Raw genomic sequence first — 26,798 nt, forward strand, 5'->3', positions numbered from 1 at the left:
GCGGGTTTTTTTATGAATCAATTTTTAGTGAGCTGCGAATTGGTTCATTGTGTTTTTAGCATCGTCATGTGCTTTAAGAGCGTTGTCACCAGAGAAGATTTCTTTGTGATCATCACCGATGTCAGAACCCGCCATTGCTTGGTGTTTAACACAAGCGATACCACCGCGGATTTCTTTACGTTGTACGCCAGCAACATAAGCCAACATACCTTCAGAACCGAAGTAACCTTGTGCAAGCTCATGAGTAGAAAGAGCAGCAGTGTGGTAAGTTGGAAGTGTGATCAAGTGATGGAACACACCCGCTTCACGAGAAGCATCTGCTTGGAAAGTACGGATCTTGTCATCAGCATCAGCAGCTAATTCAGTGTTGTCATATTCAGCACTCATTAATTTAGCGCGGTCATATGCAGAAACGTCTTTACCTTCAGCAACCCAACGATCGTAAGCTTGTTGACGGAAGTTTAAAGTCCAGTTGAATGATGGGCTGTTGTTATAAACAAGCTTAGCATTTGGAACAACTTCTTTAACACGGTTAACCATGTGTGCGATTTCTTCTACGTTTGGAGTCGCAGTTTCGATCCAAAGAAGGTCAGCACCATTTTGTAAGCTAGACACACAGTCAAGTACAACACGGTCAATTTGCGTGTCAGCACGGAACTGATATAAGCCAGAAGGTAAACGCTTAGGACGGTGTAATTTACCATCACGCTTGATTAAGATTTCATCTTCTTGAGCATCAGCAATGTCAATTTCTTGAGTATCTAAGTAGCTGATGTATTGAGAAGCGATGTCACCTGGCTCTTTAACCACTGGGATTTTTTGAGTCAAGTCAGCGCCTTCAGAGTCAGTACGCGCAACAATGATACCTTCTTCAAGACCCATTTCTAAGAACGCATAACGTAATGCATGGATCTTAGCGATGAAGTCTTCGTGTGGAACAGTTACTTTACCAGCTTGGTGACCACATTGTTTAGCATCAGATACTTGGTTTTCGATTTGAAGCGCACAAGCACCAGCTTCGATCATTTTCTTAGCAAGTAAGTAAGTTGCTTCTTCGTTACCGAAACCTGCATCGATGTCCGCAATAATTGGCACAACGTGAGTTTCAAAGTTGTCGATTTGAGCTGTGATTTCAGCTGCTTTAGCAGTATCACCAGCTTCTTGTGCTTTTTTAAGCGCACGGAATAAATCGTTTAATTCTTTTGCGTCAGCTTGACGTAAGAAAGTATAGATTTCTTCGATCAATGCAGGAACAGAAGTTTTTTCGTGCATAGATTGGTCAGGAAGTGGACCAAATTCAGAACGAAGAGCAGCAACCATCCAACCAGAAAGGTAGATATAACGTTTGCTTGTAGTACCGAAATATTTTTTGTTCGCAATCATTTTTTGTTGTGCGATGAAACCATGCCAGCAACCTAATGATTGAGTGTATTTGCTTGAGTCAGCATCGTATTCAGCCATATCACGACGCATAATCGCAGCTGTATACTTAGCAATATCTAAACCAGTTTTGAAACGGTTTTGAAGTTGCATACGAGCAGCATCTTCTGGGCTAATGTCTGCCCAAGTATTGCCGAATTTTGCTTTTAATTGACGTACTGCATCAATCGCTGTTTGATATGTAGTCATGATATTGTCCTGTATTCATTTTAGGATTTCATCGATTGAAGCCTAGAGTCACGTTACTTAAATTTCTTATGACACCAGCTGCTTCCTCATGAACACAGCTTAGACTTAGCCAATCAATTAATCCAATATCCTTTGTTAATCTTCAGTATTTATTTAAAAAATATACCAATAAATCGATATTATAGATAAAACCAAAAACTTTAACACTTTGTTTATAAAAATAAAATTATCCTAAAGGAGTATAGAGTTTTATTTTAAAAACTCACTAAGTCTTATTTTTATACAATTTTTGGAGATTTTCCACTCATTTTTAAATCTAAAAGTCAATTGTAAATTAGGCTATTTTTGCCAATGCAAAAAGTCAATTGATATGCTAGAAATTGAGAAGTTATTCATAAATATATTCTATTTAGATTTCTTTCATTCAAAACTGAGCAAAGACAGTAAAAACGTGCCTTTGAAACGTCTTTCCACCCTACTTAATTCCTACAAAAAATGTCGCTTTTCTCATCATTTTTTCACACAATGATCATTAAATATGGCATAATTTGAAACAATTTCAGGGTTTTATTTTCGGTATTTTTTTTATGAATCTGGAGCGAGTAGATCTTAATCTATTAATATATCTTGATGTACTTCTTCGTGAAAAAAATGTTACGCGCGCAGCCGAACAGCTTGGGGTAACTCAGCCTGCAATGAGTAATATTTTACGTCGCTTACGTAATTTATTTAATGATCCACTTCTTATCCGTTCTTCCGAAGGGATGACCCCAACAGAACGTGCACTTGAATTACAACCTCGTATTCGAGATGCTCTTTCTGATCTTTCCATGATTTTGGAACCCCGTACCGAATTCCGCCCTTATACAAGTAATCGCGTTTTCCGCATTATGACATCTGACTATGCCGAGGCAACTTTAGTTCCTCGTCTTGTCAAAGCTCTACGCTCTGAAGCTCCAAATGTTGTACTCGACTTTCTTACACCAAGTGATGTGTCTTATAGAGACATGGAACAAGGTAAAGTTGATCTTGCAATTAATAGATTTAATGAAATACCGCAAAGTTTCCACCAAGTTTTAGTTTGGCGTGATAGTTTCAGCTGTATTCTTAATGACAAACACCCTGCTGTAACCCATTTGAATCTTAAAAGTTATCTAGATGCACAGCATATCTGGGTTTCTAAAACTGGTATGGGTGTAGGCTTTGGTGTAAATCCAGATAAACAAGGCGGTTTAGGCTGGATCGATCAGGCATTAGAACGTATTGGTCAACGTCGTAAAATTTCTGTATTTACTCGTCACTACCAAATGCCAGCATTACTTGCTCAAAATGTTGACCTGATTGCCACGCTTCCAACTCGAATGGCACGCTTACAAACTCAAAATCCTAAACTGGTTATAAAAGATCCTCCTTTTTATATTCCAGAATTTGAACTTAAAATGGCTTGGTGCCCATTATTACATCATCACCCAGCTCATCGCTGGTTGCGCCAACTTATTTTATTTGTTGCTCGTCAAATGATTGAAGAAGAAAATCGTGAATTTCTAACCAACAATTCGCAATTTTCTCACTATTAAGTAAATTTTGATTTAATTGTCGATTTTAGACATTATCTTCAAGCGCTGAGCAATCAATCTGATTACCTCAGCGCTTTTTTGTGTTAAAACATAGTCATAATAATGATGAACCTCGGGTGATTTGTGAGTCTCTTTCAAAATATCATTATCATCGTACTGCTCATCATCGCAGCAGGCTTTTTATCTTTAACTGAAATTGCATTGGCTGGCGCCAGAAAAGTAAAGTTAAAAATTTTAGCCGAAGCTGGCGAAGAACGTGCCCAACAAGTACTTGATCTACAAGAACAATCTGCCGATTTTTTTGCAGCTTCTCAAATTGGCCTAAATGCAGTTGCAATTTTAGGCGGTATTTTGGGTGAAGCTGCTTTTCGTCCCTTTTTTGTCACTTTAGTTGACCGCTTTTATGAAGGTCCTTGGACACAAACTATCGGTTTTGCCCTCTCCTTCACTTTAGTAACTTCTCTATTTATTTTATTTGCCGATCTCATGCCAAAACGCTTGGCAATGATTGCACCTGAAAAAATTGCAATTAGTGTTATTAACCCGATTCAAGTTTTTATTAAGGTGTGTAAACCCTTAGCTTGGGGAATTAATGCTATTGCGAATCTGTTATTTCGTTTATTTAAAGTCAATACAACACGCGAAGATAACATTACTTTTGATGATATCTCAGCAGTCATGGATGCAGGTGCTCAAGCCGGCGTACTTCAAAAACAAGAACACCACTTTATTGAGAATGTTTTTGAACTAGAAGAACGTACTGTACCTTCAAGCATGACGACACGCGAGAACGTCGTTTATTTCACCTTAAACGAACATGAAGATAGTATTCGTCAAAAATTAGCAGAATATCCTTACTCAAAATTTTTAGTGTGTAATGAAAATATTGATCAGGTGATTGGTTATGTTGATGCTAAAGATTTCTTAGTACGCATTTTAAATAATCAATCACCAACTCAATTAAATGAGTCTACCATTCGTACTGTACTCATGATTCCCGACACCCTCACACTCTCTGAATTACTTGACCGTTTTCGTTCTACAAAAGAGAAATTTGCTGTCGTTATCAATGAATATGCACTTGTTGTAGGAGTGATTACGTTAAGCGATATCATGATTACAGTTATGGGTGATTGGGTTACTCCTATTGAAGAAGAACAGCAAATCATTAAACGTGATAATAACTCTTGGTTAATTGATGGCAGCACACCAATTGATGACCTAAGACATGCTCTTGAAATTGATGAAATGCCTGATGAAGAAAACTATGAGACGCTCGCAGGTTTCATGATGTACCGTCTACGCAAAATTCCACGTCCAGCAGATTTTGTGGAATTTGGTGGATATAAATTTGAAGTTGTCGATGTCGACCATTTTAAAATTGACCAACTTCTTGTAACTCGAATTTTAGAACAAACCGAAACACACTCATCAATTGATGAAAACTAATCGTTATTAATTTAAATGCCCCACAATTTAGTTGGGGTATTTTTTTAAAACTAAATAACTTTTTTAAATATATTTAATAATTATTTTAGATTCATTTATTCAATTTGCTCTTTTAATTTAAAAGTATTATTATTTTATTTAGTAACTCTATTAAAGCTTAAATACTGAAAATTAATAAAATAATCTATACCTCTTAACTGCTTATAAAGTTATTAAGCCCCATTTACATTGCAAACAGACTTATGTAGTTTAGCTCAAGTAAGCCCCTAAATGCTTCTTCTTCTCATTTCACTCATCAAAATATATATAATTAAAAAAAATGCCATATAATTTTTATTTTTATAATACCTTTATATTATTTTATAATAGTATTCATTTATTATAAAACCATTATAACCTTAATATATATGTTCAGTATTTCATCTAAATATACCCATTCAAACGAATATATATTAACCAAATAAACTAAATATATTATTTGTCTTTTTAATAAAAATTAATAAGAATAACCAAGGTCAGAGTTTTGAATAAACTTGTTCAGTAAAACTATAGGCAAAGGATTGATTGTATGCTGACATTACTTGGTGTTGGCATGATTTTGTGCTTCATGTACTTAATCATGTCCAAACGTTTAAGCCCTATTATTGCTTTAATTCTCATCCCGTTTATTTTTTCTCTCATTGCTTGGGGCCTAGGTCATTACTTTGAAAGTTTAAGTCACATTGAACTTAAAGGTCTCAGTGAGATGATGCTGGATGGCATCAAAAAATTAGCGCCAACTGGCGTAATGCTTTTATTCGCAATTTTGTATTTTGCCTTAATGATCGATGCAGGTCTTTTCGACCCACCGGTTAAATGGATTTTGAAAAAAGTTAAAGGCGATCCTTTAAAAATTACTCTAGGAACTGTCTTTTTAACCACTCTCGTTTCTTTAGATGGTGATGGCTCAACCACCTATATGATCTGTGTGGCTGCCATGTTGCCACTTTATCAACGTCTAGGAATGAACACACTCATCATGACTGCACTTATGCTGTTATGTAGTGGTGTAATGAACCTAACACCATGGGGTGGTCCTACTGCTCGTGCTGCAAGTGCGTTACAAGTTGATCCAAGCCATATTTTCGTACCGATGATCCTTCCAATGATCATTAGTATTGGTTGGTTATTCTTCTTGGCATATTTATATGGCCGTTATGAGCAAAAACGTTTAGGCGTGATTGAGCTTGAAAGTCATCATGGTGACAATATTACCGTGTCGAAAGACCCTGAAGCGACGCGTCCACATTTACGCAAAGTAAATATGGTACTTACTATTATTCTCATGATTGCATTAATCAAAGGCATTTTGCCAATGTCAGTGCTATTCATGCTAGCGTTCTGTATTGCAATGCTGATTAACTATCCTGATGTTGATATGCAGAAAAAGCGTATCGCAATGCATGCAGATAGTATTTTAGCTGTTGTAGGTTTAATTTTCGCAGCAGGTATTTTCACAGGTATTCTATCTGGTACAGGTATGGTTGAGGCGATGTCTAAAGAATTCGTCGCAATGATTCCTCCAAGCATGGGTCCATATCTTGCACCGATTACCGCTTTAGTCAGTATGCCTTTGACATTCTTTATGTCAAATGATGCATTCTTCTATGGCGTTTTACCAATTCTTGCTGAAGCGGCTTCACATTACGGTATTAGCCCAGAAGCTATTGCTCGTGCATCAATTGTAGGCCAGCCAGTACACTTGCTATCACCTCTTGTTCCTTCAACTTACTTGTTATGCGGTCTTGCTAAAGTTGACTTTGCTGACCATCAAAAGTTCACATTTAAGTGGGCATTTATAACATGTATGGTTTTGATGGGCACCGCATTAGTGATTGGCGTTTTCCCGCTCTTTAGCACACTTTAATTATTCCCCTAAAAATAAAAGCCCCAAACGGGGCTTTTATTTTTATTTATTTATATACTCAATCATGGCGTCTAAGAACGCATGAAAGTGCAAGCTAATATCTTCTTCTAAAATTTTATAGGCATTATCAAATTGCACCATTGGCCAACCTTCTTTCCAAAATGGGAAGATGTCATGTAAGTCATGAGTAACTATTGCATCTTCTCGAACAATCGCTTGTGAAATTTGTGCCAAAACTTGCGCTGTTTCTGCACCATCAATAGCTAAATAATCAATACCACGCGCTTTTAAAATACGAATTCGATCTTTTTTATAGCGAATTTTTTTAGCTTGAGCTGCATTTAAACCTAGTGCAAGAGTAACTGCCTCTACAAACTTTTCTTCAAAATTTGTATTCAGTGCCACTAAAGCCTGCTTATGTGCTTCCTGACGTCCTGCTTTCCCCCCGTTACGGATGATCTCATTTGCTTCCGTATCTAGCTTATCTTTTTTCATCGACTGTAAAATGTCTAAAATTTCGATATCGCTTAAAGATTCAGGAGATTGCTCAAACATAGGAGTCTCTATACATACAACTAAAGGCGTATTCTCTCATAAAAGCGATACTAAAGCAGAGTAAAATTTTAAATAGCTCATTATCTTGACTATTTTTATAGTCCTAACTTCATAGACTACACTCATAAAATCAAATAATTCTTTGGTTATAATTTTAATTATTTGCCAAATTAATTTTACCCTGATAATATTATTTTACCCAGATAAAAATATATGGCTAAAATGAATACTAAAATCACCTATACTGCCTTCACTGGAAGCACACTTATTGCGAGTGACTCCCTTATTGAACTTGCAAAAAAACTCAAAGATCTTCCGAAAACAACGGAAAATATTCTGATTTTTAATGATCAAACAGGTCAACAAATTGATCTTGATCTTTCTGGTTCGGAACAAGAATTTCATCAACGTTATGGTGAACCGGAAGAAATTAAAAAAGTTGGACGACCTAAACTCGGAGTAATTTCTCGTGAAATCACTTTACAGAAAAAACATTGGGATTGGTTAGATCAACAAAGTGCGAGTGCATCAGCAGTAATTCGTAAGTTAATTGATAAAGAGTTAAATAACCCAAATTCTGAAGGTAATATTATGCTCGCTAAACAAGCCATCGACCGTTTTATGTCTGCCATGTTGGGCAATATGCCAAATTACGAAGAAGCAACACGTGCCTTATATCAAGGTGATCGAGATATATTTTTAAAGATGATTCAGAGCTATCCCAAAGATTTAAGAGAATATTTAACTTTAAAAACTCAAAGTATTTTCTAAACCCAATAAAAAACCCGCTTACGCGGGTTTTTTCAAAATCAATTCAGTCTATTAAAGACGAACTAATTCCACAACTTTTTCAGCTGCCTCTTCAACGGTTTCAGCAGTAACTTCTGTATCCGTACCTTCCACAGAAGTTGTGATAACCACAACACCTGTCTCACGCAATAAAGTAATTTGTTCAGCAGTTAAGTTGGCTTTTGCAATCGCAACTACACCTTGTTGGATCAATAAACTTTCTAAAACTTGAGCTTTCTCGATTAACTGTGCAGAAATCCCAATCACCGCTGGCTTTTGGCCCAAACGTGCAGCACGATCTTCAGCTGTTACAGGATTGCTATGTGCAGTCCATTCAACAGCAGCCTCAACCATACCTGCACCAACAGTTACGTTGCTTAAGCGGTCAATGAAGATGAATGAACCTGTATAACGAGAATCTTGATATTGATCAAACACAACTGGCGCATCGAACTCAACTACAACATCTGCAATTGCATTTAACTCAAGCTCTTCCACATGAGTATGTTCAAGTGTATTCACATTCACTCGATAGTGAATATTAGTGACTTTAGCAGGAACAGTCTGGGTACCAATCTTAACGTTGTATAACTTACCTTTCACGAGCGGATGTTCATTCATCCACACCACTGAAGCACGAACACTACGTGAAATTAACGGTTGCTCGCCAGCACGTACCAAAACGTTACCACGGCTAATATCAATTTCATCATTCAGGGTCAATGTAACCGCTTGACCCGCTACAGCCTGCTCAAGGTTTCCATCAAAAGTAACGATTTCTTTAACTGTTGAACGCTTACCTGATGGCAGTGCAACAATCTCATCACCAACATTGATTTCACCTAAAGCAACAGTACCCGCAAAACCACGGAAATCAAGGTTTGGACGATTTACATACTGAACAGGGAAACGGAATTCGTGTTTGTTTGATTCACGACTAATTTCCACCGACTCAAGAATGCTCATCAAGGTTTGACCCTTGTACCACGGCGTATGAGCTGACGGATTCACAACGTTATCGCCATTTAAAGCCGAAATTGGTACAAACTGAATATTGGCAGGACGGCGATCACCTAATTGGCTTACGAAAGCATCATATTCAATCTGAATTTCAGTGAAACGCTCAGGTGAATATTCAACCAAGTCCATCTTATTGATTGCAACAACGATATTTTTAATACCAAGCAAACTTGCAATAAACGTATGGCGACGAGTTTGAGTTTGTACACCATAGCGCGCATCGATCAGGATGATTGCCAAATCAGCAGTTGACGCACCTGTTGCCATGTTACGAGTATATTGCTCATGTCCCGGGGTATCCGCAATAATAAACTTACGCTTTTCTGTTGAGAAATAACGGTAAGCCACGTCAATGGTAATACCTTGTTCACGTTCTGCTTGAAGACCATCTACTAGTAACGCCAAGTCTGGTGCATCACCAGTAGTTCCTACTTTTTTACTGTCACGCGTTACTGCTTGCAATTGATCTTCATAAATCAATTTTGAATCGTAGAGTAAACGTCCAATAAGCGTACTTTTACCATCGTCTACATTACCGCAAGTCAAAAAGCGTAGAAGGTCTTTTTGTTCATGTTGCTTTAAATAGGCCAAGATATCTTGACTGATTAATTCTGATTGATGAGACATTGCTCAAACTCCACAAATTTAGAAATTGTCTTAGAAATAGCCTTCTTGCTTTTTCTTTTCCATTGAGCCCGCTTCATCATGGTCAATCATACGACCTTGACGCTCAGAACTCGTGGCTAAAAGCATCTCTTGGATAATTTCAGGTAACGTATCTGCTTCAGACTCAACTGCACCAGTTAACGGGTAACAGCCAAGCGTACGGAAACGTACAGACTTCATCTGTGGAACTTCACCCTCTTTTAGACGCATACGCTCATCATCAACCATGATTAGCGTACCGCTACGCTCTACTACGGGACGAACAGCAGAGAAATAAAGAGGAACGATTTGAATATTTTCTAAATAGATATATTGCCAGATATCTAACTCAGTCCAGTTAGATAAAGGGAATACACGAATACTTTCACCTTTGTTCACTTTACCATTGTAAAGATTCCAAAGTTCAGGGCGTTGGTTTTTCGGGTCCCAACGGTGTTTGCTATCGCGGAATGAGTAAACACGCTCTTTTGCACGTGATTTTTCTTCATCACGACGTGCACCACCAAAAGCAGCATCAAATTGATATTTATCCAAAGCCTGTTTTAAAGCTTGGGTTTTCATAATATCGGTATATTTTGAACTACCATGATCAAATGGGTTGATCCCAGCTTCACGGCCTTCTTTGTTCTGATGAACAATTAAGTCAAAACCATGAGTTTTTGCCATGTTATCGCGAAACGCGATCATGTCTTTAAATTTCCAACCCGTGTCTACATGCAATAAAGGGAATGGAAGTTTAGCTGGATAAAATGCTTTTAACGCAAGATGAAGCATAACAGCAGAGTCTTTACCAATCGAGTAAAGCATGACTGGATTTTCAAATTCCGCAGCAACCTCACGAATAATGTGAATACTTTCAGCTTCAAGTTGCTTGAGATGTGTGAGTCTTGATTCAGTCATGAACACGTCCTTCTCTATCCATTTTGCCCATAAAATCTAGAAGTAGTATTAAACCACCACCTAGAAGACCATGTGGAGGAACGAGTGCCATAACAACTCCAATTTTTCGTGATAGATAATCCAACCACAAGCCTTTATATGGCTTATAGCATTAGTTATGCATTATAGTGATTTAAAACCGATTCCTTTTGCTTGTTTTTTCATATTGATATTCGATTTAATCATATACATGTAATATGCTGATTCACTTGTATAACTTTGTAATCCTAGCTTGTGTAATCAACTTAAGCAAATCATGTTCTAGTCTTTAGTTTTCTTTAAAAGCCATAAAAAAAGAGAAGCATTAATCGCTTCTCTTTTCTAAAACATGATCTATTCTTAGAAACCAAACATTTTACGCTCTAATGGAATTTCAATACCAATAGATGCACCTGCATCATTACCCTCAAGATCCGAATCACTTACCCATCCATTAATTTTTAATGGAAGATCAGGTTTGATGAAATGTGTCCAAGTTAAATCAAGTGCTTTAATTTCATCATCTTTAGGGAATGCTTTATTGATTGCCAAGTTAGATTGGTTAACTTTAACCACCATAGCGCGACCGCTTAAACGGTTCATGACATCAAAGCGGATATCGCCCCCCACTGAGTACATTTGCCCATCACCACCCATCGCGTGACCTAATGAGAAACCATGTTGGTAATAACCATCTTTATAAATATAATGGTTATAAGAAATACCTTTTACATCACCATTGGTGCGAGTATCAGCCCATTCTGCATAAAGTTGATATGGCATATCATTGTAGCTTGACGAATAATCAACCCCAGCTAAATACATCTTTTTAGATGGAAGTAACCCAGCCTCATCTTCACCCACGTATTGTCCATAAATACCAACAGGAGCATTTAAAAGAGATTGCAGATTCAAACGAGCATCAAATCCAGCAATTTGGTTAGACCTGTCTTCAGACGCATCATAAACATTATCATTACCTTTAATCGCATTCCATAAAGAATCCCAACTTTCAGAACGTCCCTCACCACCCCATTGTAAAGTTCGGGAAGCACCTAGTTCTAAATAAGGTAACGGTCTTGCAGTTACACGTAAGCCTAATAATTTAGCATCTGGTATTGCTTTATAATCATCTAATTGACCAGCAAATGCTTGGTATTGCCAAGGTCCAATCCAAGACAACCATTTTGTCTCAAAAGCATTTTGCACAGCACGTTGTGCAGTTACCCCATAAACTGGTCGACTAGCATCACCACGAATTAAGCTACCATCGTGTCCAGGTCCCCACCATGTTGGAATTTGTCCTGCAACTACCCATTGATTCCAAAGTTTACCAGCGACATATGAGCCTTCAACATTAACGTCTTGTCCATTATCAATTTGAGGATCTTTTTCTGCATTTACTCGGATTTTAGCATCCCAGTTTTCACCGCCAGCATTAAACTCTAATGAACCTTGATATTGAGCTTTTTGGCTATCACCGAATGCTTGAGGAATATTTTTTATATCAGTTTCAGCAAAAGCACCCACTTTAACTGTATTATTATCTGCTTTTAATGCATTAAGAACTGAGTTAATAACTTTTTGTTGAGCTGGATGAGACACTTTTGCCTGAGAGAGCGCACGCTGAATTTCATCACCACTTAACGGCCAAGTAGAAGTGCTAATATTAATAACACCTTGTTGATTCAACCAATTTAAATCTGTACGTAAGTCTTCATTATTTAGCACTAAACCTTGTGCAAAAATAGCGGATGATGCAGTTGCCAATATTGCAATCGAAAGTGTTTTTCTTAGAAACATGCCAGCACAATTCTCAAAGTTATTTATGAGCAACACCTTAAATTTTTTATCACAACTTTGCAATTGTTAAACTGTGCAATTACATTTTTTAACGCTATCTTAAGATTAGTATAAGTAGGTAAGTTTCTAGATATAAAAAGTAATAAAAAAGGCAGTATAAATACTGCCTTTTTGCATCTTAGAAGATTAACCTTCTTTACGACGCATATGCGGGAATAAAATTACATCGCGGATACTTGGTGCGTCAGCAAATAACATTACTAAACGGTCGATACCGATACCTTCACCTGCTGTTGGAGGTAAACCATATTCAAGCGCTTCAACGAATTCTGCATCGTAATGCATTGCTTCATCATCACCAGCGTCTTTTTCAGCAACTTGCGCTTGGAAACGCTCAGCTTGATCGATTGGGTCATTTAACTCGCTGAAACCATTTGCTAACTCACGACCACCGATGAAGAATTCAAAACGATCTGTAACGTGTGGATTGTCATCATTACGACGCGCCAATGGAGAAGTTTCCGCTGGGTAATCAGTAATAAATGTTGGCTGACGAAGTTTAGTTTCAACAGTTTCTTCAAATACGATCGTTTGAAGCTTACCTAAACCAAAACCTGGCTTAACCTCTTCTTTCAACTCTTCACGAATAAATTTTGCAAGAAACTCGCGATCACCTACATTTTCAGGTGTGAACTGCGGATTATTCTCTAAGATCGCATCGAACATAGAGATTTTTTTGAATGGTCCTTTGAAGCTAAACACTTCACCTTGGTAAGGAACATCAGTTGTACCTAGAATATCCAAAGCCAACTTTTCAAGCATATTTTCAGTTAATGCCATTAAGTCTTTATAATCAGCATATGCCTGATAAAACTCGATCATCGTGAATTCAGGGTTGTGACGTGTTGATACCCCTTCATTACGGAAGTTACGGTTGATTTCAAACACACGCTCAAAACCACCCACAACTAAACGCTTCAAATAAAGTTCAGGCGCAATACGTAAGAATAAAGGCATATCCAAAGCATTATGATGTGTTTCGAATGGACGTGCAGAAGCACCACCCGGAATCACATGCATCATTGGCGTTTCAACTTCCATGAAACGTTCATTGTTTAAGAATGCTCGAATACCTGCAACAACTTTGGCACGGATTTCAAAAGTCTTACGTGTTTCTTCATTCACAATTAAGTCAAGGTAGCGTTTACGGTACTTAACTTCTGTGTCATTTAAGCCATGAAATTTATCTGGTAACGGACGAAGAGATTTTGTAAGAAGTTCAAAACCTTCAAGATGAACATATAAGTCACCTTTGCCTGAACGTCCGATATAACCTTCGGCAGCAATAATGTCACCAAGATCTAAACCTTTAATGGTTTCAAGAATATCTTTTGGTAAGCCTTTACGGTCAACATATAACTGAATACGACCTGTCATGTCTTGAATCACCATGAAAGAACCACGGTTTAACATGACACGGCCAGCCACTTTTACATAGACATGCTCAGCGCTTTCAATTTGTTCTTTCGACTGATCTTTAAATTGTTCTTGTAGATCAGCAGCGTAATGTTCACGCTTAAAAGTATTTGGCCAAGGACTCTTTCCAGTTTCCTTCGCAACATCTTGGATTTGCTTTAATTTGGCATGACGCTGTGCAATTAAATCGTTTTCGGAAATAGTTGGTTCAGAAGTCGATTGAGCGTTTTGTTGCGTCATCTCTGCCTCGATTAAGTAAAAATGAAGTGGCATAGCTTAACAGATTGCAGGAGTTTTTCGAATGATTTCAATCAAACAAAAATGAAAAAAGACAATTTATAGAAACGAGCAGTACTTTTTAAAGGCAAAATGACTTAGACCAATCGCTAAGATCATTTTTTAAAGCTTTTAGTAAAATAGAAAAAAATCCAAATAACCTCGATATTCAAAGGCCCTTTTGCCTTGTATTTTATCAATGAGATTGTGTCGTAAATAATGAAAATTCTATTTTTACATGGCTTGGATTCTTCTCGTGAATCAACAAAGTTCCACGCCATTTTACATCCTGAAAAGTTTTGTATTGACGTTGATTATCGCAACCTAAGTTATGCATCTGTTGAGTACTTTTATCACCAAGCTATTCAGACGATCAAACCAGATTTACTGGTTGGTCACAGCCTTGGAGGATATTGGGCCTTAAAAACTGCCGCTCAACATAAATTAGCTGTGATTGTGGCAAATCCAAGTCTTACGCCTAGTTTTCGACCTGATTATCCTCAGCTTTCCGAAGAGGAACTTACCCTCTCTAATCCTAAAATGGCTTATTTAGAATTAGGAGATGAGCAACTTGATATGTATCAGGTTCAAGAAACACTTGCGCCCTACATGAATATTGAAACCTTTGAAGGCGGGCATCATCGTTTGGCCTATCCTTCTCGCCTCAATGATTTGATTATGAAAATTTATAAAAAATATTTGGCTTAAATTGATGCCGATTGCCTATTTTTCTTCTGCCAATTTCTTGATGACATCAAATCCTTGAACGAAGCCACTTTTCAACATCCCCATATATTCAGGTAAGGTGGCCAATTCGACTCTTAAAGTAGTTATATTATCGTGTTGGCTTAAAAAATATTTTTCTTGGGAACCACTCCAGCCTTTAACTTCTTCACTTTCTAAATCTTCCTTACCATCCTTAATCATTCCTAAATGTTTAAAAATCAAGATTTCTGGCTTTTTCAATTCTTCAATGGTGGAGACCATGCCATTGCCTTCACCATCTAGGAAATAAGTTTTACCACCGATTTGCCAATCGGTACGCATTGAGGAATCTGGAGCAAAGAATTTTGTCCAAGCATTATATGTCTCTTTATTCCAAAGTAATTCCCATACTTTTTCTATAGGCGCCTCAATTTCTACTTCGTATACTAAATTTTCCATACTTAAGTTCCCTGATTTATTCCGTTCTTATACTGTCGAATTTTAATTTTCGTGTTTAATAATGACATCTGTTGAATCTTTATTTGTTGTTATTTAGCTTTCTTATTATATAAATCTTTTAAATGATCAGATACTTTTTATCTCTCAATAATTTCACAAACAAGATTAAGTTTAAAATTAACGTTAAGAATGTATTAGTTATTATTAGTTTGTGCTCAAGTTTTGCCTAAAAAACCACTTATTTGTCCTAACCTGCCATTCATCTTTGCTTACGAATGATTAAACTCCGTTATTTGCTTTACATTAAATGTAGAACTGCGTAAAAATTTGATATCCGATCAAAGGCACATTGGTTATTATTGACCGGATCGTGGTTACATTATTAATAGATGGAATAGTTTTACTGAAAGGCAGCTTTGAGCAAACTTATCAGTGCGGAGAGTCTCATGAAAAAATATCAATGTATCGTTTGTGGATGGATTTATGATGAAGCAGAAGGTTGGCCACAAGACGGCATTGCAGCTGGAACAAAATGGGAAGATATCCCTGATGACTGGACTTGCCCTGATTGCGGCGTTTCAAAAGCTGACTTCGAAATGATCGAAATCTAATGACTTACAGTAAAAGGCCATGATTGACATGGTCTTTTTTACGTATATTACCTATTACCGTATTAAATAAACAATTCTAACTCTGGAGAGAAAAATGCATCCTATCGTCATTATCGGATCAGGCATGGCGGGTTATACCTTAGCACGTGAGTTTCGTAAACTTAGCCCAGAGCAAGAACTTGTGATGATTTGTGCGGATGATGCAGTGAATTATGCAAAACCAACATTATCAAATGCATTTGCAGGTAAAAAAGCACCTGAACAGATTGCTTTAGGTGATGCTGCTAAAATGGGTACCCAGCTCAATATGCGTATTGAGCCTTTCACTTTTGTAAAAGAAATTTTAGCTGAACGTCATGAGCTTGTTCTTGAGAAAGATGGGGTAACTTCGAATCAACCCTATTCAAAACTGATTTTAGCTGTGGGTGCTAACCCAATTCGTTTGGCAATTGCAGGCGATGGTAGCGATGACATTCATGTAGTGAACTCGCTAATTGATTACTGTGCTTTCCGTGAAAATCTAGCTCAACGTAAAGACAAACGTGTTGTTATTTTAGGTGCTGGTTTAATTGGTTGTGAATTTGCCAATGACTTACTTCACAGTGAATATGACATCACTGTCATTGATTTGGCACCTCAACCATTAGGTCGCTTATTGCCAGGTCATATTGCTTCTGCATTCCAGCAAAATCTCGAAGAGGCTGGTGTTAAATTTGCATTAGGCACAACAGTTGAAAAAGTCAGCAAAATTAATAACGGCGAAGATTATGCGATTACACTCGCAAACGGCCAAACTTTGGTAGCCGACATCGTTCTTTCAGCGATTGGTTTACAGCCAAATATTTCACTTGCTAAAAGTGCAGATATTCAAACAAGCCGTGGAATTATTACTAATAGTTTACTTGAAACAAATCAAGCCGATATTTATGCGATTGGCGATTGTGCAGAAGTAAATGGCACACTACTTCCATATGTAATGCCAATTATGCAGCAAGCGCGTGCTCTTGCAAAAACCCTCAGCGGACAACAAACTGCGGTGCACTACCCTGCTATGCCAGTTGCAGTAAAAACTCCTGCAGCTCCACTTACAGTGTTACCAGCTCCAGTAGATGTAGAAGTGAACTGGGAAACAGAAGAGTTCGACGATGGTATGCTTGCTAAAGCAATTGACAATGAAGGAACATTGCGTGGTTTCGTATTGTTAGGTGCAACAGCAGGTAAACAACGCTTAACTTTAACAAAGCTTGTTCCAGATCTTATTCCAGCCCAAGCATAAGGTTTGAATCAGGAATACTCTTTTGTGAGTATTCCTTTAAGGAATGAATAACATGAATAGTGCCTTACAGTTTAATATTTCGCCGTACACATCTTTCATGCAAGAAACCAAGGTCAACTTAGGCAATGGTATTGAGCTACATGTAGAAGTAGGTGGAAAACCGGAACATCCAACCATTTTGCTGATTATGGGTCTTGGGGCTCAAATGCTTTTCTGGCCGGATTTTTTCTGTAAATCACTCATTGATCAAGGTTTTCGTGTTATTCGTTTTGATAACCGTGATATTGGCCTTTCTTCAAAAGTACGTCATGAAGGTAAACGGTTAAATACGGTTAAATTGATGGGTCGCTTTGCGCTGGGGTTAAGTAACCAAGGGGCGCCTTACACTCTGCATGATATGGCAGATGATGTATCAATGCTTATTGACCGCTTAGGCGTGACTAAAACACATGTCATTGGTGCATCAATGGGCGGTATGATTGCTCAAATTCTTGCAGCAAAATATCCTGAAAAGGTTGAAAAATTGGGGCTCATGTTTACCAGTAATAATCAGCCTTTTTTACCCCCTCCTTTTCCGAAACAGCTTTTGAGTTTAATTGGCAAACCTGAGTCACGTGACGAAGAAGGTATTGTTAATCACAGTTTAAAACTATTTCAATTGATTGGTTCACCTGGTTACGTCAACCAGATTGAAGCAATGCAAACTGCACGCAAACTTTATCAACGTAGCTATTATCCTGCTGGTGTACTTCAACAGTTTTTAGCAATATTATGTACAGGCTCCTTACTTCAACTGGACCGTGAAATTAAGCAACCTGCGTTAGTCTTACATGGCTCTCGTGATCGCTTACTTCCACCTAGTCATGGTAAGGCTGTAGCAAAAGCAATTTCCGGTGCTAAGTTTGAATTAATTGATGGAATGGGGCATGATATCCCTGCACATTTTATTCCTCAGCTTAGCGGTTTATTTGCGCATCATTTTAAATCATCATACTAGGACACTATGGCTGCATTACCCTCACTAAGACAGCTATCATATTTAGTTACGTTGTCGGAAACTTTGCATTTTACTGAAGCAGCACGCCGCTCTTTTGTCACGCAATCGACGTTATCAGGCGGCATCATGGAGCTTGAACGATTGTTAGGTGGCGTTCTGGTAGAGCGTGACCGTCAGAATGTGCGTTTAACACCATTGGGTGAACAAGTTGTTGCTCGTGCCCGTGTACTACTAGCAGATGCTCAAGATTTAATGCGATTGAGCCGTGAAATGAGTGAACCGTTAACAGGTGATTTGCATTTGGGAGTTATCCCAACCATTGCACCTTTTATCCTGACACGGTTACTTGATGAAGTGCATCAGCAGTTACCTAAAATTCAGTTGCATCTACATGAAGCTCAAAGTGAAAAAATTGTAGAGCGTCTAGAACACGGTAATCTAGACATGATTGTTCTTGCTCTACCGTTTGATACTAGAGGTCTAAAAGTCGCTGAAATCTCGAAAGAAAATTTGTACCTTGTATGTAGTAAGCAAGATACAAATGCTTTGCAAGCAAACTCACTAGATGATCTTGATTTATCGAGATTAATTTTGCTTGAAGAAGGCCACTGTTTACGTGACCACGTTTTAAGTGCATGCCCTATCGGTGAACGTAAAAACGACAACCGTTTAAAAGCAAGCTCTTTACCAACTTTAGTTGAAATGGTTTCTTCTGATTTAGGTTTTACCCTTTTACCAGAAATTGCAATTGAAAATAGTATGATCAAGTTTAATGATCAAATTACTGCAAAACCAATTGAAGATGCCCCGAGTCGCACTTTAGCACTAGTCACTCGTAAAAGTACGCCGCTACAAAGTGAATTTGACGTGTTACTGCAAATTATGCAGAAAATCACGACAAACCTACATGAATAAAAAAAGGAGTCTTCGGACTCCTTTTTATTTTATTGAGGTGTAAGGGATGCCCACTTAAACACCCAAGCAGATTGCATATTCAAACTATTATCAGAAATAATTTTTTCTCTAATAATCTGTGCTATAGCATAGTCGTTGGCTGGATCTATCATGACTCGTATTCCTTTAGTCGTTGAGCTGGTTACAACCTTATAGCCCTTTGCTTCAAGCTGTGACTGAATCCTATTTGCTTTATTTTGATTAGAAGCTAGCGCAACTTGTACCATCCATTTTTTTTCACCATTTTCTAAAATTTCTTTAGCGATCGCAGCATCAAGTTGTTTTTTATTTTCAGAATTTTTCTTTTCTTCTTTTGTGTGAACTTCCTCATTTTTCTTTTGCGCTAAAAACTCATCTTGCTTTTGTTTTCTTTTTTGGATGATTATTGTTTTATTCCTTACCTCACTCTTTTTAGTTTTATCATTGGAAATGGGCGCAAAATAAGGATATATCGCTTGATCATCAAACCTTTGAAATACGATGATATCCCCATAACACTTCTGATCTGCGTAGGCGGTCACTGGCATTATCCCCAAAAGTATTCTAATAAGTAAATTTCTAATAAAGCATTGCATCTTATTCATTTACCGAAGTTAAGTATATTTAATGCGGCGTATTAAAGTAGATTTCACATGATTTGTATATTTTTAAAATTCAATGTTTTATGGAAAAAATCACATATTTTAAAAACATCTTGCTATGTTTCAAATTATTATCGTTTACCCAACAACCATTTAGAAAAACTAATTAAATTATTTTGAATTTCAGTGAATTAAAAAAGCCGACATTCTGTCGGCTTTTTTAATTAAATTTAAAACTTATTATTTAATAATTTCTAATAGTGCCCTTTGAGCATTATGCAATTTTTCACCCTCTGCTGGCTCAGCACGCACCCACGTACCATCTGACTGTAACAACCAAGCTTGCTGGTTATCTTGCAAATAGTTCACTAGTCCTTGTTGATAAATACGCTTTTTCAATGCAGGATCTTCCACAGGGAAACATGCTTCAACACGGTTAAATAAATTACGATCCATCCAGTCTGCGCTTGAGCAGTAAATACGCGCATCGCCATTATTGCTGAAGTAATAAACACGGGTATGTTCAAGGAAACGTCCTACAATTGAACGTACCCGAATATTTTCCGATAGGTTCGGTAAACCTGGACGTAAACAGCAAATAGAACGAATAATCAGATCAATCTGAACACCCGCTTGAGATGCTTCATATAATTTATTGATTAATTGAACTTCCGTTAAGGCATTCACTTTCACAATAATTTGAGCTTTACGCCCCGCCTTAGCATTGGCAATTTCTTCATCAATAAAGTTGATGAGCTGAGCATGTAAGGTAAATGGTGCATGTAATAGCTTTTTCAATTTCGCCATTTTGCCCATACCAGTCAACTCTTGGAAGATACGGTGCACATCTTCACACAGATCTTTATCAGTCGTCATGAGACCATAATCGGTATAAATTCGAGCATTCATTGCATGGTAGTTACCAGTGCCTAAATGAACGTAACGCACAAGTTTGTTATTTTCACGGCGTACCACCATAATCATTTTGGCGTGAGTTTTATAACCAACAATACCGTAAACAACCACAGCCCCTGCTTCTTGTAAAACGTTAGCCACTTCAATATTTGATTCTTCATCAAAGCGGGCACGTAATTCAATAACCGCGGTCACTTCTTTTCCATTACGCGCAGCTTCCGCCAAAATCTGTACAATTTCAGAGTCAGCACCACTACGGTAAAGTGTCTGCTTGATTGCCAATACTTGTGGATCGCGAGCAGCTTCACGAAGTAGCTGAATCACGGGAGCGAAAGATTCAAACGGATGATGAAGCAAAATATCTTGCTTCTGCATTGCAGAGAAAATGCTCTCGGTCTTTTTAAACACTTTAGGCACAACCGGCGTATGTGAGTCATAACGCAAATGAGGGCGTTTAAAATTTGAAACCAGACGAGCCAAGTTTACAGGGCCATCAACTTTGTATAATTGCTCATCGGTTAAATCAAATTCTTCTAATAAGTACTCGTAAATATGCTGCGGACAGTTATGAGTTACTTCTAAGCGAACAGCACGACCAAAACGTCGAGAACTTAATTCACCTTTTAAAGCTTTTGCTAAATCTTCAACATCTTCATTTAATGCCAAGTCAGCATTACGTGTAACACGGAATTGATAGCATCCTGTTGCTGTCATGCCAGGGAACAAATCGGACACATGTTCATGAATAATTGCAGATAGCATGACGTGATGTTCTTTACCACCTGTTAACTCATCTGGCAGTCGTACAACGCGAGGTAATGAACGTGGGGCTGGAACCACGGCTAAATCAATTTGACGGCCAAAAGCATCTTTACCTTCTAAGGTAATAATAAAGTTTAAGCTCTTGTTTACGAGACGTGGGAACGGATGCGCTGGATCTAAGCTAATTGGGGTTAATACAGGTGCAACTTGTTCTTGAAAATACTTCTTAATCCAAGCTGACTGTGCTGGCGTTAGTTCACCACGACGGAGGAAGCAAATATCTTCTTCACGTAACTTAAGTAAGATTTCTTCATTTAAAATACGATATTGACGTTCAATCGCAGCATGAGCAGTTTCAGAGATTTTTTGTAAGACTTGTCTTGGCGTCAAACCATCAGGGCTACGACTCTCATTGCCCAGAGAAAATTGCTCCATCACCCCCGCAACACGAATTTCGAAAAACTCGTCTAGATTACGTGAAAAAATGAGCAAGAAATTCATTCGCTCAAGTAATGGATGTAAAGGGTCTACCGCTTGCTCCAATACACGCAAATGGAAGTCAAGAATAGACAGTTCACGATTTATATAACGGTCATTATAACTATATTCTGTTGGGGTCGTTGGTGTAATCGCTGTATTCATGTCTAACTCAATTCTCTATCCAGCCAAAATCTCTATAAAACAGTATGCTGCAAAAATATGACAATTTGGTAAAAACTAAAAAATTTACACATCTTTAAAACATCATTATTCAGGAATCTGGGTGCTATTCATATAACGTAGAATAACGCGTTTTCTATATTGTAGTTTACGATCGTTGCGGTGATCTTGATAATATTTCGGATCAGGCAATAATGCGGCCAAAAAAGCAGCTTGTTCGCGCGTTAAGCTTCTCGCACTTTTACCATAATAATATTGCGCGGCTGCTTCTACACCATATCGATTTTTGCCAAATTCAACAGAGTTCATATATACCTCAAGAATTCGGCGTTTTGACCACATTCGCTCCATCATCCAAGTTGCGATAGTTTCTTGGCCTTTTCGAATAAACGAACGCTTATTGTATAAAAACAAGTTCTTTGCCAGTTGTTGAGACACAGTAGAACCACCCGCAACAACCTCTCCTTCTTCATTATTCCGCTCTAGAGCAAAACGAATGCCATCCCAGTCAAAACCATGGTGATGAATAAATTTTGCATCTTCCCCAGCTAAAATCGCATGCTTGAAATTGTCGCTAATATCATCATAGTCAAGCCATTCATGAATGATCGGCTCTGAAGTATCTGACCAATAATCAATTCGCATAAACATGGTGGTATCAACTTCATGTGTACGCCACCAAACCAAACTTGAGAAAATCCAAAGTTGAATAAGGAGAATTGCCCCAATAAAAATTAACAACACGCGAACAATAAAAGCTTTCATGTTCGTCCTGATCTCCTGTATTCAACTTTTTTCATGTTAAGCTGTTAAGCATGTTCATATATAACAAAAGCATAGCATGACTCAATATCAGCCTCCGCACATTAATCGTAAACTCAATGTACAAACTTGGTGGCTGACCGCCTTATTGATCTTGATTAATGTAGGTTTGTTTGTCTGGCAAATTGCAACTGGCGTCGATATTAGCGACCCAGCCATGAAAGATGCTATTCATTGGGGTGCTGATTTTACACCACTTACTTTTTCTGGGCAGCCTGAACGCTTATTTACCAGCATGTTTTTTCATTTTGGTCTTGTGCACCTCATGCTTAACATGTGGGCCCTCTATATTTTCGGTAATGTTGCAGAGTCTCTATTTGGTCGCTTCTATTTTATATGCCTGTATTTAATTGCTGGCTTATTTGGTAGCCTTCTTAGTAGCTATATGACCATTCAAAATGGGCATGAATTACTACAACATTTTGATCAGAGCTTACTTCCTCATGTCAGTGCAGGTGCTTCAGGTGCCGTGATGGGATTAGGTGCTGCGTTAACAGTACTTTCTCTATTTCCCCCGCTTCCGCATCAGGCCTACATACTCGATAAAAAAGCTTTATTAATGGTTATGGCAATCAACCTTATTTTTGGTTTTGTCGCAACGGGTATTAATAATGCCGCGCATATTGGCGGCATGATTATAGGAGCATTCCTTGCACTAATCTGGTACTTAAGCTATGTCAGCAAGTTAAAAACTATACTTCAAATTTTAGGTTTATTAGGCGCAGTAATTATTACAGGTGGTTTTTATATGTACTGTGTACAAATCAACTCACCGTTACTTCCACTATGGCATGAAATCATCATCCAGAACCCTGACATTATTCCTTAAACTACAATTGGTTTAATTCTCTTAAACTTTGTAAAGGTGGTAAATTACAGAGATAGCCTAGTCGATAACGACCAATCAGAGCACAAACCAGCATCATGCCAAAAGGTAAAATCAGCCAGATTTCAATATGCCACTGTATTGCCATATTCATTTTATAGCTTGCGATCGCACTAATCACTTCTGCAAAACAGCAGGCAACTATGCCTGCTAACAAACCTAAAAACCCAATCTCAAAACTGAGCATTTGCTTCATTTTATTTTTAGATAAACCAAATGAGCGTAGTAAAGCAACTTCACGGCGTCGCTCATCCATTAATAAATTTAGACATGCAATTAAAACGAGTATTCCAGAAAAACCAACTAATGCCGCTAGAACAGTTACTATTTTGACCAAAACATTCATTAAGCGTTTTACTTCATCTAAAATCCGGTCAACATCAATAAATACTGTATTTGAGAACTGCTGAATAATAGTAATCATTTTTGGTTGATCTTGCTTAGGCACATAGAAACTACCTAAATAACTTCCAGCATTTTCATCTAAGGTTTTAGGTGAAAAAATAAAGAAAAAGTTAGGGCTAAAACTTTCCCACTCTACACTCCGGAAGTTCACAACTTTGGCCTGTAAGTTGCCTTCGGGCAAACTAAAAGTAAGCTTATCTCCAATTTGAATTCCTAAACTTTCGGCAGTTTTACTTTCGACTGAAACTTGTCCCACACCATCAAACTGGGCTTGACCACTTGTAATGACATTGTCATTTGGTAGTAGATTTGATTGAGTCAAATTCAGTTCACGGCGTAAAGAATTGTTTTGCTTTATAGCCTCTTCTGAAAAAGGCACATCATTCTTAGCTAACAATCGGCCACGAATATTTGGATATAACGGCGTGCTTTGCCAGCCATTCTGCTTTAATTGTTGCTCAAATGCTTTTAAATCAAATGGAGGTAATCCATAAACAAATTGATTCGGTGTCCCTTCTGGAAGTTGTTGCTGCCAACGCTCTAATAAATCTGTTCTTAATACACTGAGTACCGTAATGAGGCTTAAGCCTAAAGCCAATGCAGTAATTTGTAAGGCGCTTTGTGATGGCGAACGAATATAAAAAGACAATCGATTTTTCAGCTTTTTTAAGCTACGAAGCAATAGCCAAACAACGGTGTAAAGCAAAATACAAAGAATAATAATTGCCGCTAAAACCAGAATGCTGAGCATTAAGTTTTCACTCAATACCAAACTAAAAACAACTAGGCTAGTGATTCCTGCAAAAAACATAAAAAATAAAGATTTGCGAGATTTGGCTTGCTCCCGAATAACACGAATTGGAGGTGTATTTAAAAGCTCCCAAATGCTTGGCAAAATAAAACCAAGCAGCACAATCACGCTGGTAAAAATCGCAATTGGTAAAGGCCCGATTAAAAGAGGTACAACCGAAAAACTTAACTCTAATTGAGGGATCAATTGCAGCATAAGTTGCAGCAGACCAAACCCCATGATTAAACCTAATAGGCTTCCTAGCACAATTGAAATCGCACTGACAATACAAAGCAATCCAATATATGCCCACAAGATTTGGAACTTACTGGCGCCTAAGCATCTAATAAGTGCAATGTGATCTTGGTTTTGTTGAACATATCTTTGACTCGTTAAAGCGATGGCAATACCACACAATAAAATCGTTAAAATATTGGCCAATTGCAAAAAGGTATCTAAATTTTCAAGCGGACGTAATAACCTACTGTTCGATTCACTTGCATCACGTAAACGCAAGCCAGCCGCTTCATCTACATCTTTAGAAGGTTGATGCTGTTGCTTAAGTTGCTTTGAAAATGACTGAACCTGTTCAGGGCTACCTGCCATTAATAAACGATAGTCAATTCTGCTGCCTGTCTGAATCGCATGAGTCTTAGCAATATCGGCTTGATGAATAATAACGGTTGGCGAAAAGCCTGAAAAACCAAGTTCCTGATTTGAATCACGCACAATCACGCCACTAAAACGGAAGGTACCATCAGCAATAGAAACAGTATCTCCTAGCTTTACTTTAAGTAAATCGGCTGCTCTTTGACTTAGCCAAACTTCCCCAGATTGAATCGCTTTAGCGCTTGGTTCAATTTCCAACTGTCCTCTGAGTGGAAATAAAGGCTCAATTGCCTTTACATTCACCATGACAAACTGATCTTGGGTATGTGCCATCGAGCTAAATATAGTGACATTAGTTTGCTTTAAACCAAGCTGCTCAGCTTTCTTTTTCCACTGCTGTTCGATAGGCTCGTTATTCGACAGAACTAAATCAGCACCCAGCATTTGTGAAGCTTGCAGACTGACTGCATTTTTAACTTGGTCATTACTAAATTTCAGGGCTGTCGTTGCGCTAATCGCAAGCGATAAAGCAATAATGAGTAGATATAATCCACCCGTACGAAAACTCTGTAGCAAAAGTGGTTTGAGAAGATTACGCATAGTTTAACCACCCTGTACTGTCTTTAGTCGGCCATCATCTAACTCAACATGACGCTGACAAAGGGATGCTAAATTACGATCATGGGTGACTAAAATCAGAGTCGTACCTAACTCTCGGTTTAAATCAAAGAGCAAGCTTTCAATTTCTTGTGCTGTCTGACCATCTAGGTTTCCAGTCGGTTCATCCGCAAAAATAATTTGTGGTTCTGCAATGAGAGCGCGTGCAATGGCTACACGCTGCTGCTCGCCACCAGATAAGACTTTAGGCGTTTGTTCAACTTGACGACTGAGCCCTACTCGATGCAACCAATCTAAAGCTTTTTTCTCAGCTGTTTTATAATCAAAGTCTTTACGTAATCGTAAAGGTAACATCACATTTTCAAGCGCACTCAACTGAGGCAGAAGTTGAAAAGACTGAAATACAAAACCAATATGCTGCATTCTGATTTGGGCACGTTGTTCCTCTGTTAACTGATGAACAGCTTGACCACACAACCAGACTTCTCCTTCAGACGGTTGATCTAAAGTCGCCAAAATTCCTAGTAAGGTTGATTTACCTGAGCCGGAACGTCCCGTAATTGCTACCTGTTCCCCTTCAAAAATCTCTAAATCAATATCTTTTAAAATCGTAAACTGATTTTGGTTAATCTGAATAGTTTGTGTAACTTGATGGGCAGCAATGATGGGTTGTGGCATGATGTG

At 38.0% G+C, this 26,798-nt stretch carries 24 protein-coding genes; 11 read left to right on the forward strand and 13 right to left on the reverse strand.

Annotation, left to right across the window (positions count from 1 at the left end; genetic code table 11):
- Positions 1-24: 24 nt before the first annotated feature.
- Positions 25-1,629 carry an isocitrate lyase gene (locus tag B806_RS0113270; RefSeq protein WP_002117581.1) on the reverse strand — a complete coding sequence of 535 codons (1,605 nt, stop codon included), beginning with the start codon at positions 1,627-1,629 and terminating at the stop codon, positions 25-27.
- Positions 1,630-2,216: 587 nt separating this feature from the next.
- Here B806_RS0113270 and B806_RS0113275 point away from each other — a divergent pair.
- The 3 genes from B806_RS0113275 (at position 2,217) to B806_RS0113285 (ending at position 6,561) form a co-directional block, all read left to right on the forward strand.
- Positions 2,217-3,206 (forward strand): LysR family transcriptional regulator, encoded by a 990-nt coding sequence (locus B806_RS0113275; RefSeq protein ID WP_004703082.1) that lies wholly within the window; start codon positions 2,217-2,219, stop codon positions 3,204-3,206.
- 123 nt (positions 3,207-3,329) lie between these two features.
- On the forward strand, positions 3,330-4,655 hold the full coding sequence (locus B806_RS0113280) for a hemolysin family protein (protein ID WP_002117726.1): 1,326 nt from the start codon (positions 3,330-3,332) through the stop codon (positions 4,653-4,655).
- Between the two features lie 568 nt (positions 4,656-5,223).
- Positions 5,224-6,561, forward strand: a complete 1,338-nt coding sequence (locus B806_RS0113285; protein WP_002117607.1) for a CitMHS family transporter — start codon at positions 5,224-5,226, stop codon at positions 6,559-6,561.
- A 42-nt stretch (positions 6,562-6,603) separates the two neighbouring features.
- Here B806_RS0113285 and B806_RS0113290 read toward each other — a convergent pair whose 3' ends face one another.
- Entirely contained in the window at positions 6,604-7,116 is a 513-nt protein-coding gene (locus B806_RS0113290; protein ID WP_002117749.1) for a hypothetical protein, read from the reverse strand.
- Positions 7,117-7,329: 213 nt separating this feature from the next.
- On the opposite strand from B806_RS0113290, the gene B806_RS0113295 reads away from it, so the two are divergent.
- Positions 7,330-7,887 carry a DUF2239 family protein gene (locus B806_RS0113295; RefSeq protein ID WP_014206078.1) on the forward strand — a complete coding sequence of 186 codons (558 nt, stop codon included), beginning with the start codon at positions 7,330-7,332 and terminating at the stop codon, positions 7,885-7,887.
- Between the two features lie 51 nt (positions 7,888-7,938).
- Here the strand turns inward: B806_RS0113295 and cysN are convergent, their stop codons facing one another.
- The 5 genes from cysN to lysS all read right to left on the reverse strand — a co-directional run bounded on the left by cysN (position 7,939) and on the right by lysS (position 14,028).
- Positions 7,939-9,552: a sulfate adenylyltransferase subunit CysN gene (cysN, locus tag B806_RS0113300; RefSeq protein ID WP_002117513.1), complete on the reverse strand. Its 1,614-nt coding sequence runs from the start codon at positions 9,550-9,552 to the stop codon at positions 7,939-7,941.
- A gap of 30 nt (positions 9,553-9,582) precedes the next feature.
- Positions 9,583-10,491, reverse strand: a complete 909-nt coding sequence (gene cysD / locus B806_RS0113305) for a sulfate adenylyltransferase subunit CysD (protein WP_000140408.1) — start codon at positions 10,489-10,491, stop codon at positions 9,583-9,585.
- Positions 10,484-10,615: a hypothetical protein gene (locus tag B806_RS19520; RefSeq protein ID WP_002117520.1), complete on the reverse strand. Its 132-nt coding sequence runs from the start codon at positions 10,613-10,615 to the stop codon at positions 10,484-10,486. The genes cysD and B806_RS19520 overlap by 8 nt, the downstream gene beginning before the upstream one ends.
- Before the next feature lie 254 nt (positions 10,616-10,869).
- Positions 10,870-12,312: a capsule assembly Wzi family protein gene (locus tag B806_RS0113315; protein ID WP_014206075.1), complete on the reverse strand. Its 1,443-nt coding sequence runs from the start codon at positions 12,310-12,312 to the stop codon at positions 10,870-10,872.
- A 186-nt stretch (positions 12,313-12,498) separates the two neighbouring features.
- A complete protein-coding gene (lysS, locus tag B806_RS0113320; RefSeq protein WP_002117806.1) occupies positions 12,499-14,028 on the reverse strand; it encodes a lysine--tRNA ligase in 1,530 nt (509 codons plus the stop codon).
- 255 nt (positions 14,029-14,283) lie between these two features.
- On the opposite strand from lysS, the gene B806_RS0113325 reads away from it, so the two are divergent.
- Entirely contained in the window at positions 14,284-14,772 is a 489-nt protein-coding gene (locus tag B806_RS0113325) for a YqiA/YcfP family alpha/beta fold hydrolase (RefSeq protein ID WP_017403149.1), read from the forward strand.
- Between the two features lie 15 nt (positions 14,773-14,787).
- On the opposite strand, the gene B806_RS0113330 is transcribed toward B806_RS0113325, so the two are convergent.
- Positions 14,788-15,228: an SRPBCC domain-containing protein gene (locus tag B806_RS0113330; RefSeq protein ID WP_017403150.1), complete on the reverse strand. Its 441-nt coding sequence runs from the start codon at positions 15,226-15,228 to the stop codon at positions 14,788-14,790.
- Between the two features lie 446 nt (positions 15,229-15,674).
- Here B806_RS0113330 and rubA point away from each other — a divergent pair, with 446 nt between their 5' ends.
- The 4 genes from rubA to oxyR all read left to right on the forward strand — a co-directional run bounded on the left by rubA (position 15,675) and on the right by oxyR (position 19,027).
- Entirely contained in the window at positions 15,675-15,839 is a 165-nt protein-coding gene (gene rubA / locus B806_RS0113335) for a rubredoxin RubA (RefSeq protein WP_000760495.1), read from the forward strand.
- Between the two features lie 94 nt (positions 15,840-15,933).
- The gene (gene rubB / locus B806_RS0113340) at positions 15,934-17,115 is read left to right on the forward strand and encodes a rubredoxin reductase RubB (RefSeq protein ID WP_017403151.1); all 1,182 of its coding nucleotides are present in this window, start codon (positions 15,934-15,936) and stop codon (positions 17,113-17,115) included.
- Positions 17,116-17,167: 52 nt separating this feature from the next.
- Positions 17,168-18,112 (forward strand): esterase EstB, encoded by a 945-nt coding sequence (gene estB / locus B806_RS0113345; protein ID WP_017403152.1) that lies wholly within the window; start codon positions 17,168-17,170, stop codon positions 18,110-18,112.
- Positions 18,113-18,118: 6 nt separating this feature from the next.
- Positions 18,119-19,027: a LysR family transcriptional regulator OxyR gene (gene oxyR / locus B806_RS0113350; RefSeq protein ID WP_002117503.1), complete on the forward strand. Its 909-nt coding sequence runs from the start codon at positions 18,119-18,121 to the stop codon at positions 19,025-19,027.
- A gap of 29 nt (positions 19,028-19,056) precedes the next feature.
- On the opposite strand, the gene B806_RS0113355 is transcribed toward oxyR, so the two are convergent.
- On the reverse strand, positions 19,057-19,641 hold the full coding sequence (locus tag B806_RS0113355; RefSeq protein WP_017387142.1) for an SPOR domain-containing protein: 585 nt from the start codon (positions 19,639-19,641) through the stop codon (positions 19,057-19,059).
- 57 nt (positions 19,642-19,698) lie between these two features.
- Between B806_RS0113355 and B806_RS19525 the strand changes: the two genes are divergently transcribed.
- Entirely contained in the window at positions 19,699-19,827 is a 129-nt protein-coding gene (locus B806_RS19525) for a hypothetical protein (RefSeq protein ID WP_079381016.1), read from the forward strand.
- A gap of 60 nt (positions 19,828-19,887) precedes the next feature.
- Here the strand turns inward: B806_RS19525 and ppk1 are convergent, their stop codons facing one another.
- Together ppk1 and mtgA are read right to left on the reverse strand one after the other, a co-directional pair.
- Positions 19,888-21,966 carry a polyphosphate kinase 1 gene (ppk1, locus tag B806_RS0113360; RefSeq protein ID WP_017387141.1) on the reverse strand — a complete coding sequence of 693 codons (2,079 nt, stop codon included), beginning with the start codon at positions 21,964-21,966 and terminating at the stop codon, positions 19,888-19,890.
- Between the two features lie 105 nt (positions 21,967-22,071).
- Entirely contained in the window at positions 22,072-22,749 is a 678-nt protein-coding gene (gene mtgA, locus B806_RS0113365) for a monofunctional biosynthetic peptidoglycan transglycosylase (RefSeq protein WP_002117784.1), read from the reverse strand.
- 76 nt (positions 22,750-22,825) lie between these two features.
- Between mtgA and B806_RS0113370 the strand changes: the two genes are divergently transcribed.
- Entirely contained in the window at positions 22,826-23,635 is an 810-nt protein-coding gene (locus tag B806_RS0113370) for a rhomboid family intramembrane serine protease (protein ID WP_017387140.1), read from the forward strand.
- A gap of 1 nt (position 23,636) precedes the next feature.
- Here the strand turns inward: B806_RS0113370 and B806_RS0113375 are convergent, their stop codons facing one another.
- Positions 23,637-26,096: an FtsX-like permease family protein gene (locus B806_RS0113375; RefSeq protein WP_017387139.1), complete on the reverse strand. Its 2,460-nt coding sequence runs from the start codon at positions 26,094-26,096 to the stop codon at positions 23,637-23,639.
- A 3-nt stretch (positions 26,097-26,099) separates the two neighbouring features.
- The gene (locus tag B806_RS0113380) at positions 26,100-26,792 is read right to left on the reverse strand and encodes an ABC transporter ATP-binding protein (RefSeq protein WP_005070633.1); all 693 of its coding nucleotides are present in this window, start codon (positions 26,790-26,792) and stop codon (positions 26,100-26,102) included.
- Between the last annotated feature and the right edge of the window lie 6 nt (positions 26,793-26,798).

This window comes from Acinetobacter sp. TG2027 (genome assembly GCF_000302435.1).
Taxonomy (GTDB): Bacteria; Pseudomonadota; Gammaproteobacteria; order Pseudomonadales; family Moraxellaceae; genus Acinetobacter; species Acinetobacter pittii.

Coding starts and splice junctions, on each gene's coding strand:
- B806_RS0113270 (WP_002117581.1), bottom strand. CDS start 1,629: ATGACTACATATCAAACAGCGATTGATGCAGTACGTCAATTAAAAGCA.
- B806_RS0113275 (WP_004703082.1), top strand. CDS start 2,217: ATGAATCTGGAGCGAGTAGATCTTAATCTATTAATATATCTTGATGTA.
- B806_RS0113285 (WP_002117607.1), top strand. CDS start 5,224: ATGCTGACATTACTTGGTGTTGGCATGATTTTGTGCTTCATGTACTTA.
- B806_RS0113290 (WP_002117749.1), bottom strand. CDS start 7,116: ATGTTTGAGCAATCTCCTGAATCTTTAAGCGATATCGAAATTTTAGAC.
- B806_RS0113295 (WP_014206078.1), top strand. CDS start 7,330: ATGGCTAAAATGAATACTAAAATCACCTATACTGCCTTCACTGGAAGC.
- cysN (WP_002117513.1), bottom strand. CDS start 9,552: ATGTCTCATCAATCAGAATTAATCAGTCAAGATATCTTGGCCTATTTA.
- cysD (WP_000140408.1), bottom strand. CDS start 10,491: ATGACTGAATCAAGACTCACACATCTCAAGCAACTTGAAGCTGAAAGT.
- B806_RS0113315 (WP_014206075.1), bottom strand. CDS start 12,312: ATGTTTCTAAGAAAAACACTTTCGATTGCAATATTGGCAACTGCATCA.
- lysS (WP_002117806.1), bottom strand. CDS start 14,028: ATGACGCAACAAAACGCTCAATCGACTTCTGAACCAACTATTTCCGAA.
- B806_RS0113325 (WP_017403149.1), top strand. CDS start 14,284: ATGAAAATTCTATTTTTACATGGCTTGGATTCTTCTCGTGAATCAACA.
- B806_RS0113330 (WP_017403150.1), bottom strand. CDS start 15,228: ATGGAAAATTTAGTATACGAAGTAGAAATTGAGGCGCCTATAGAAAAA.
- rubA (WP_000760495.1), top strand. CDS start 15,675: ATGAAAAAATATCAATGTATCGTTTGTGGATGGATTTATGATGAAGCA.
- rubB (WP_017403151.1), top strand. CDS start 15,934: ATGCATCCTATCGTCATTATCGGATCAGGCATGGCGGGTTATACCTTA.
- estB (WP_017403152.1), top strand. CDS start 17,168: ATGAATAGTGCCTTACAGTTTAATATTTCGCCGTACACATCTTTCATG.
- oxyR (WP_002117503.1), top strand. CDS start 18,119: ATGGCTGCATTACCCTCACTAAGACAGCTATCATATTTAGTTACGTTG.
- B806_RS0113355 (WP_017387142.1), bottom strand. CDS start 19,641: ATGCAATGCTTTATTAGAAATTTACTTATTAGAATACTTTTGGGGATA.
- B806_RS19525 (WP_079381016.1), top strand. CDS start 19,699: ATGATTTGTATATTTTTAAAATTCAATGTTTTATGGAAAAAATCACAT.
- ppk1 (WP_017387141.1), bottom strand. CDS start 21,966: ATGAATACAGCGATTACACCAACGACCCCAACAGAATATAGTTATAAT.
- mtgA (WP_002117784.1), bottom strand. CDS start 22,749: ATGAAAGCTTTTATTGTTCGCGTGTTGTTAATTTTTATTGGGGCAATT.
- B806_RS0113370 (WP_017387140.1), top strand. CDS start 22,826: ATGACTCAATATCAGCCTCCGCACATTAATCGTAAACTCAATGTACAA.
- B806_RS0113375 (WP_017387139.1), bottom strand. CDS start 26,096: ATGCGTAATCTTCTCAAACCACTTTTGCTACAGAGTTTTCGTACGGGT.
- B806_RS0113380 (WP_005070633.1), bottom strand. CDS start 26,792: ATGCCACAACCCATCATTGCTGCCCATCAAGTTACACAAACTATTCAG.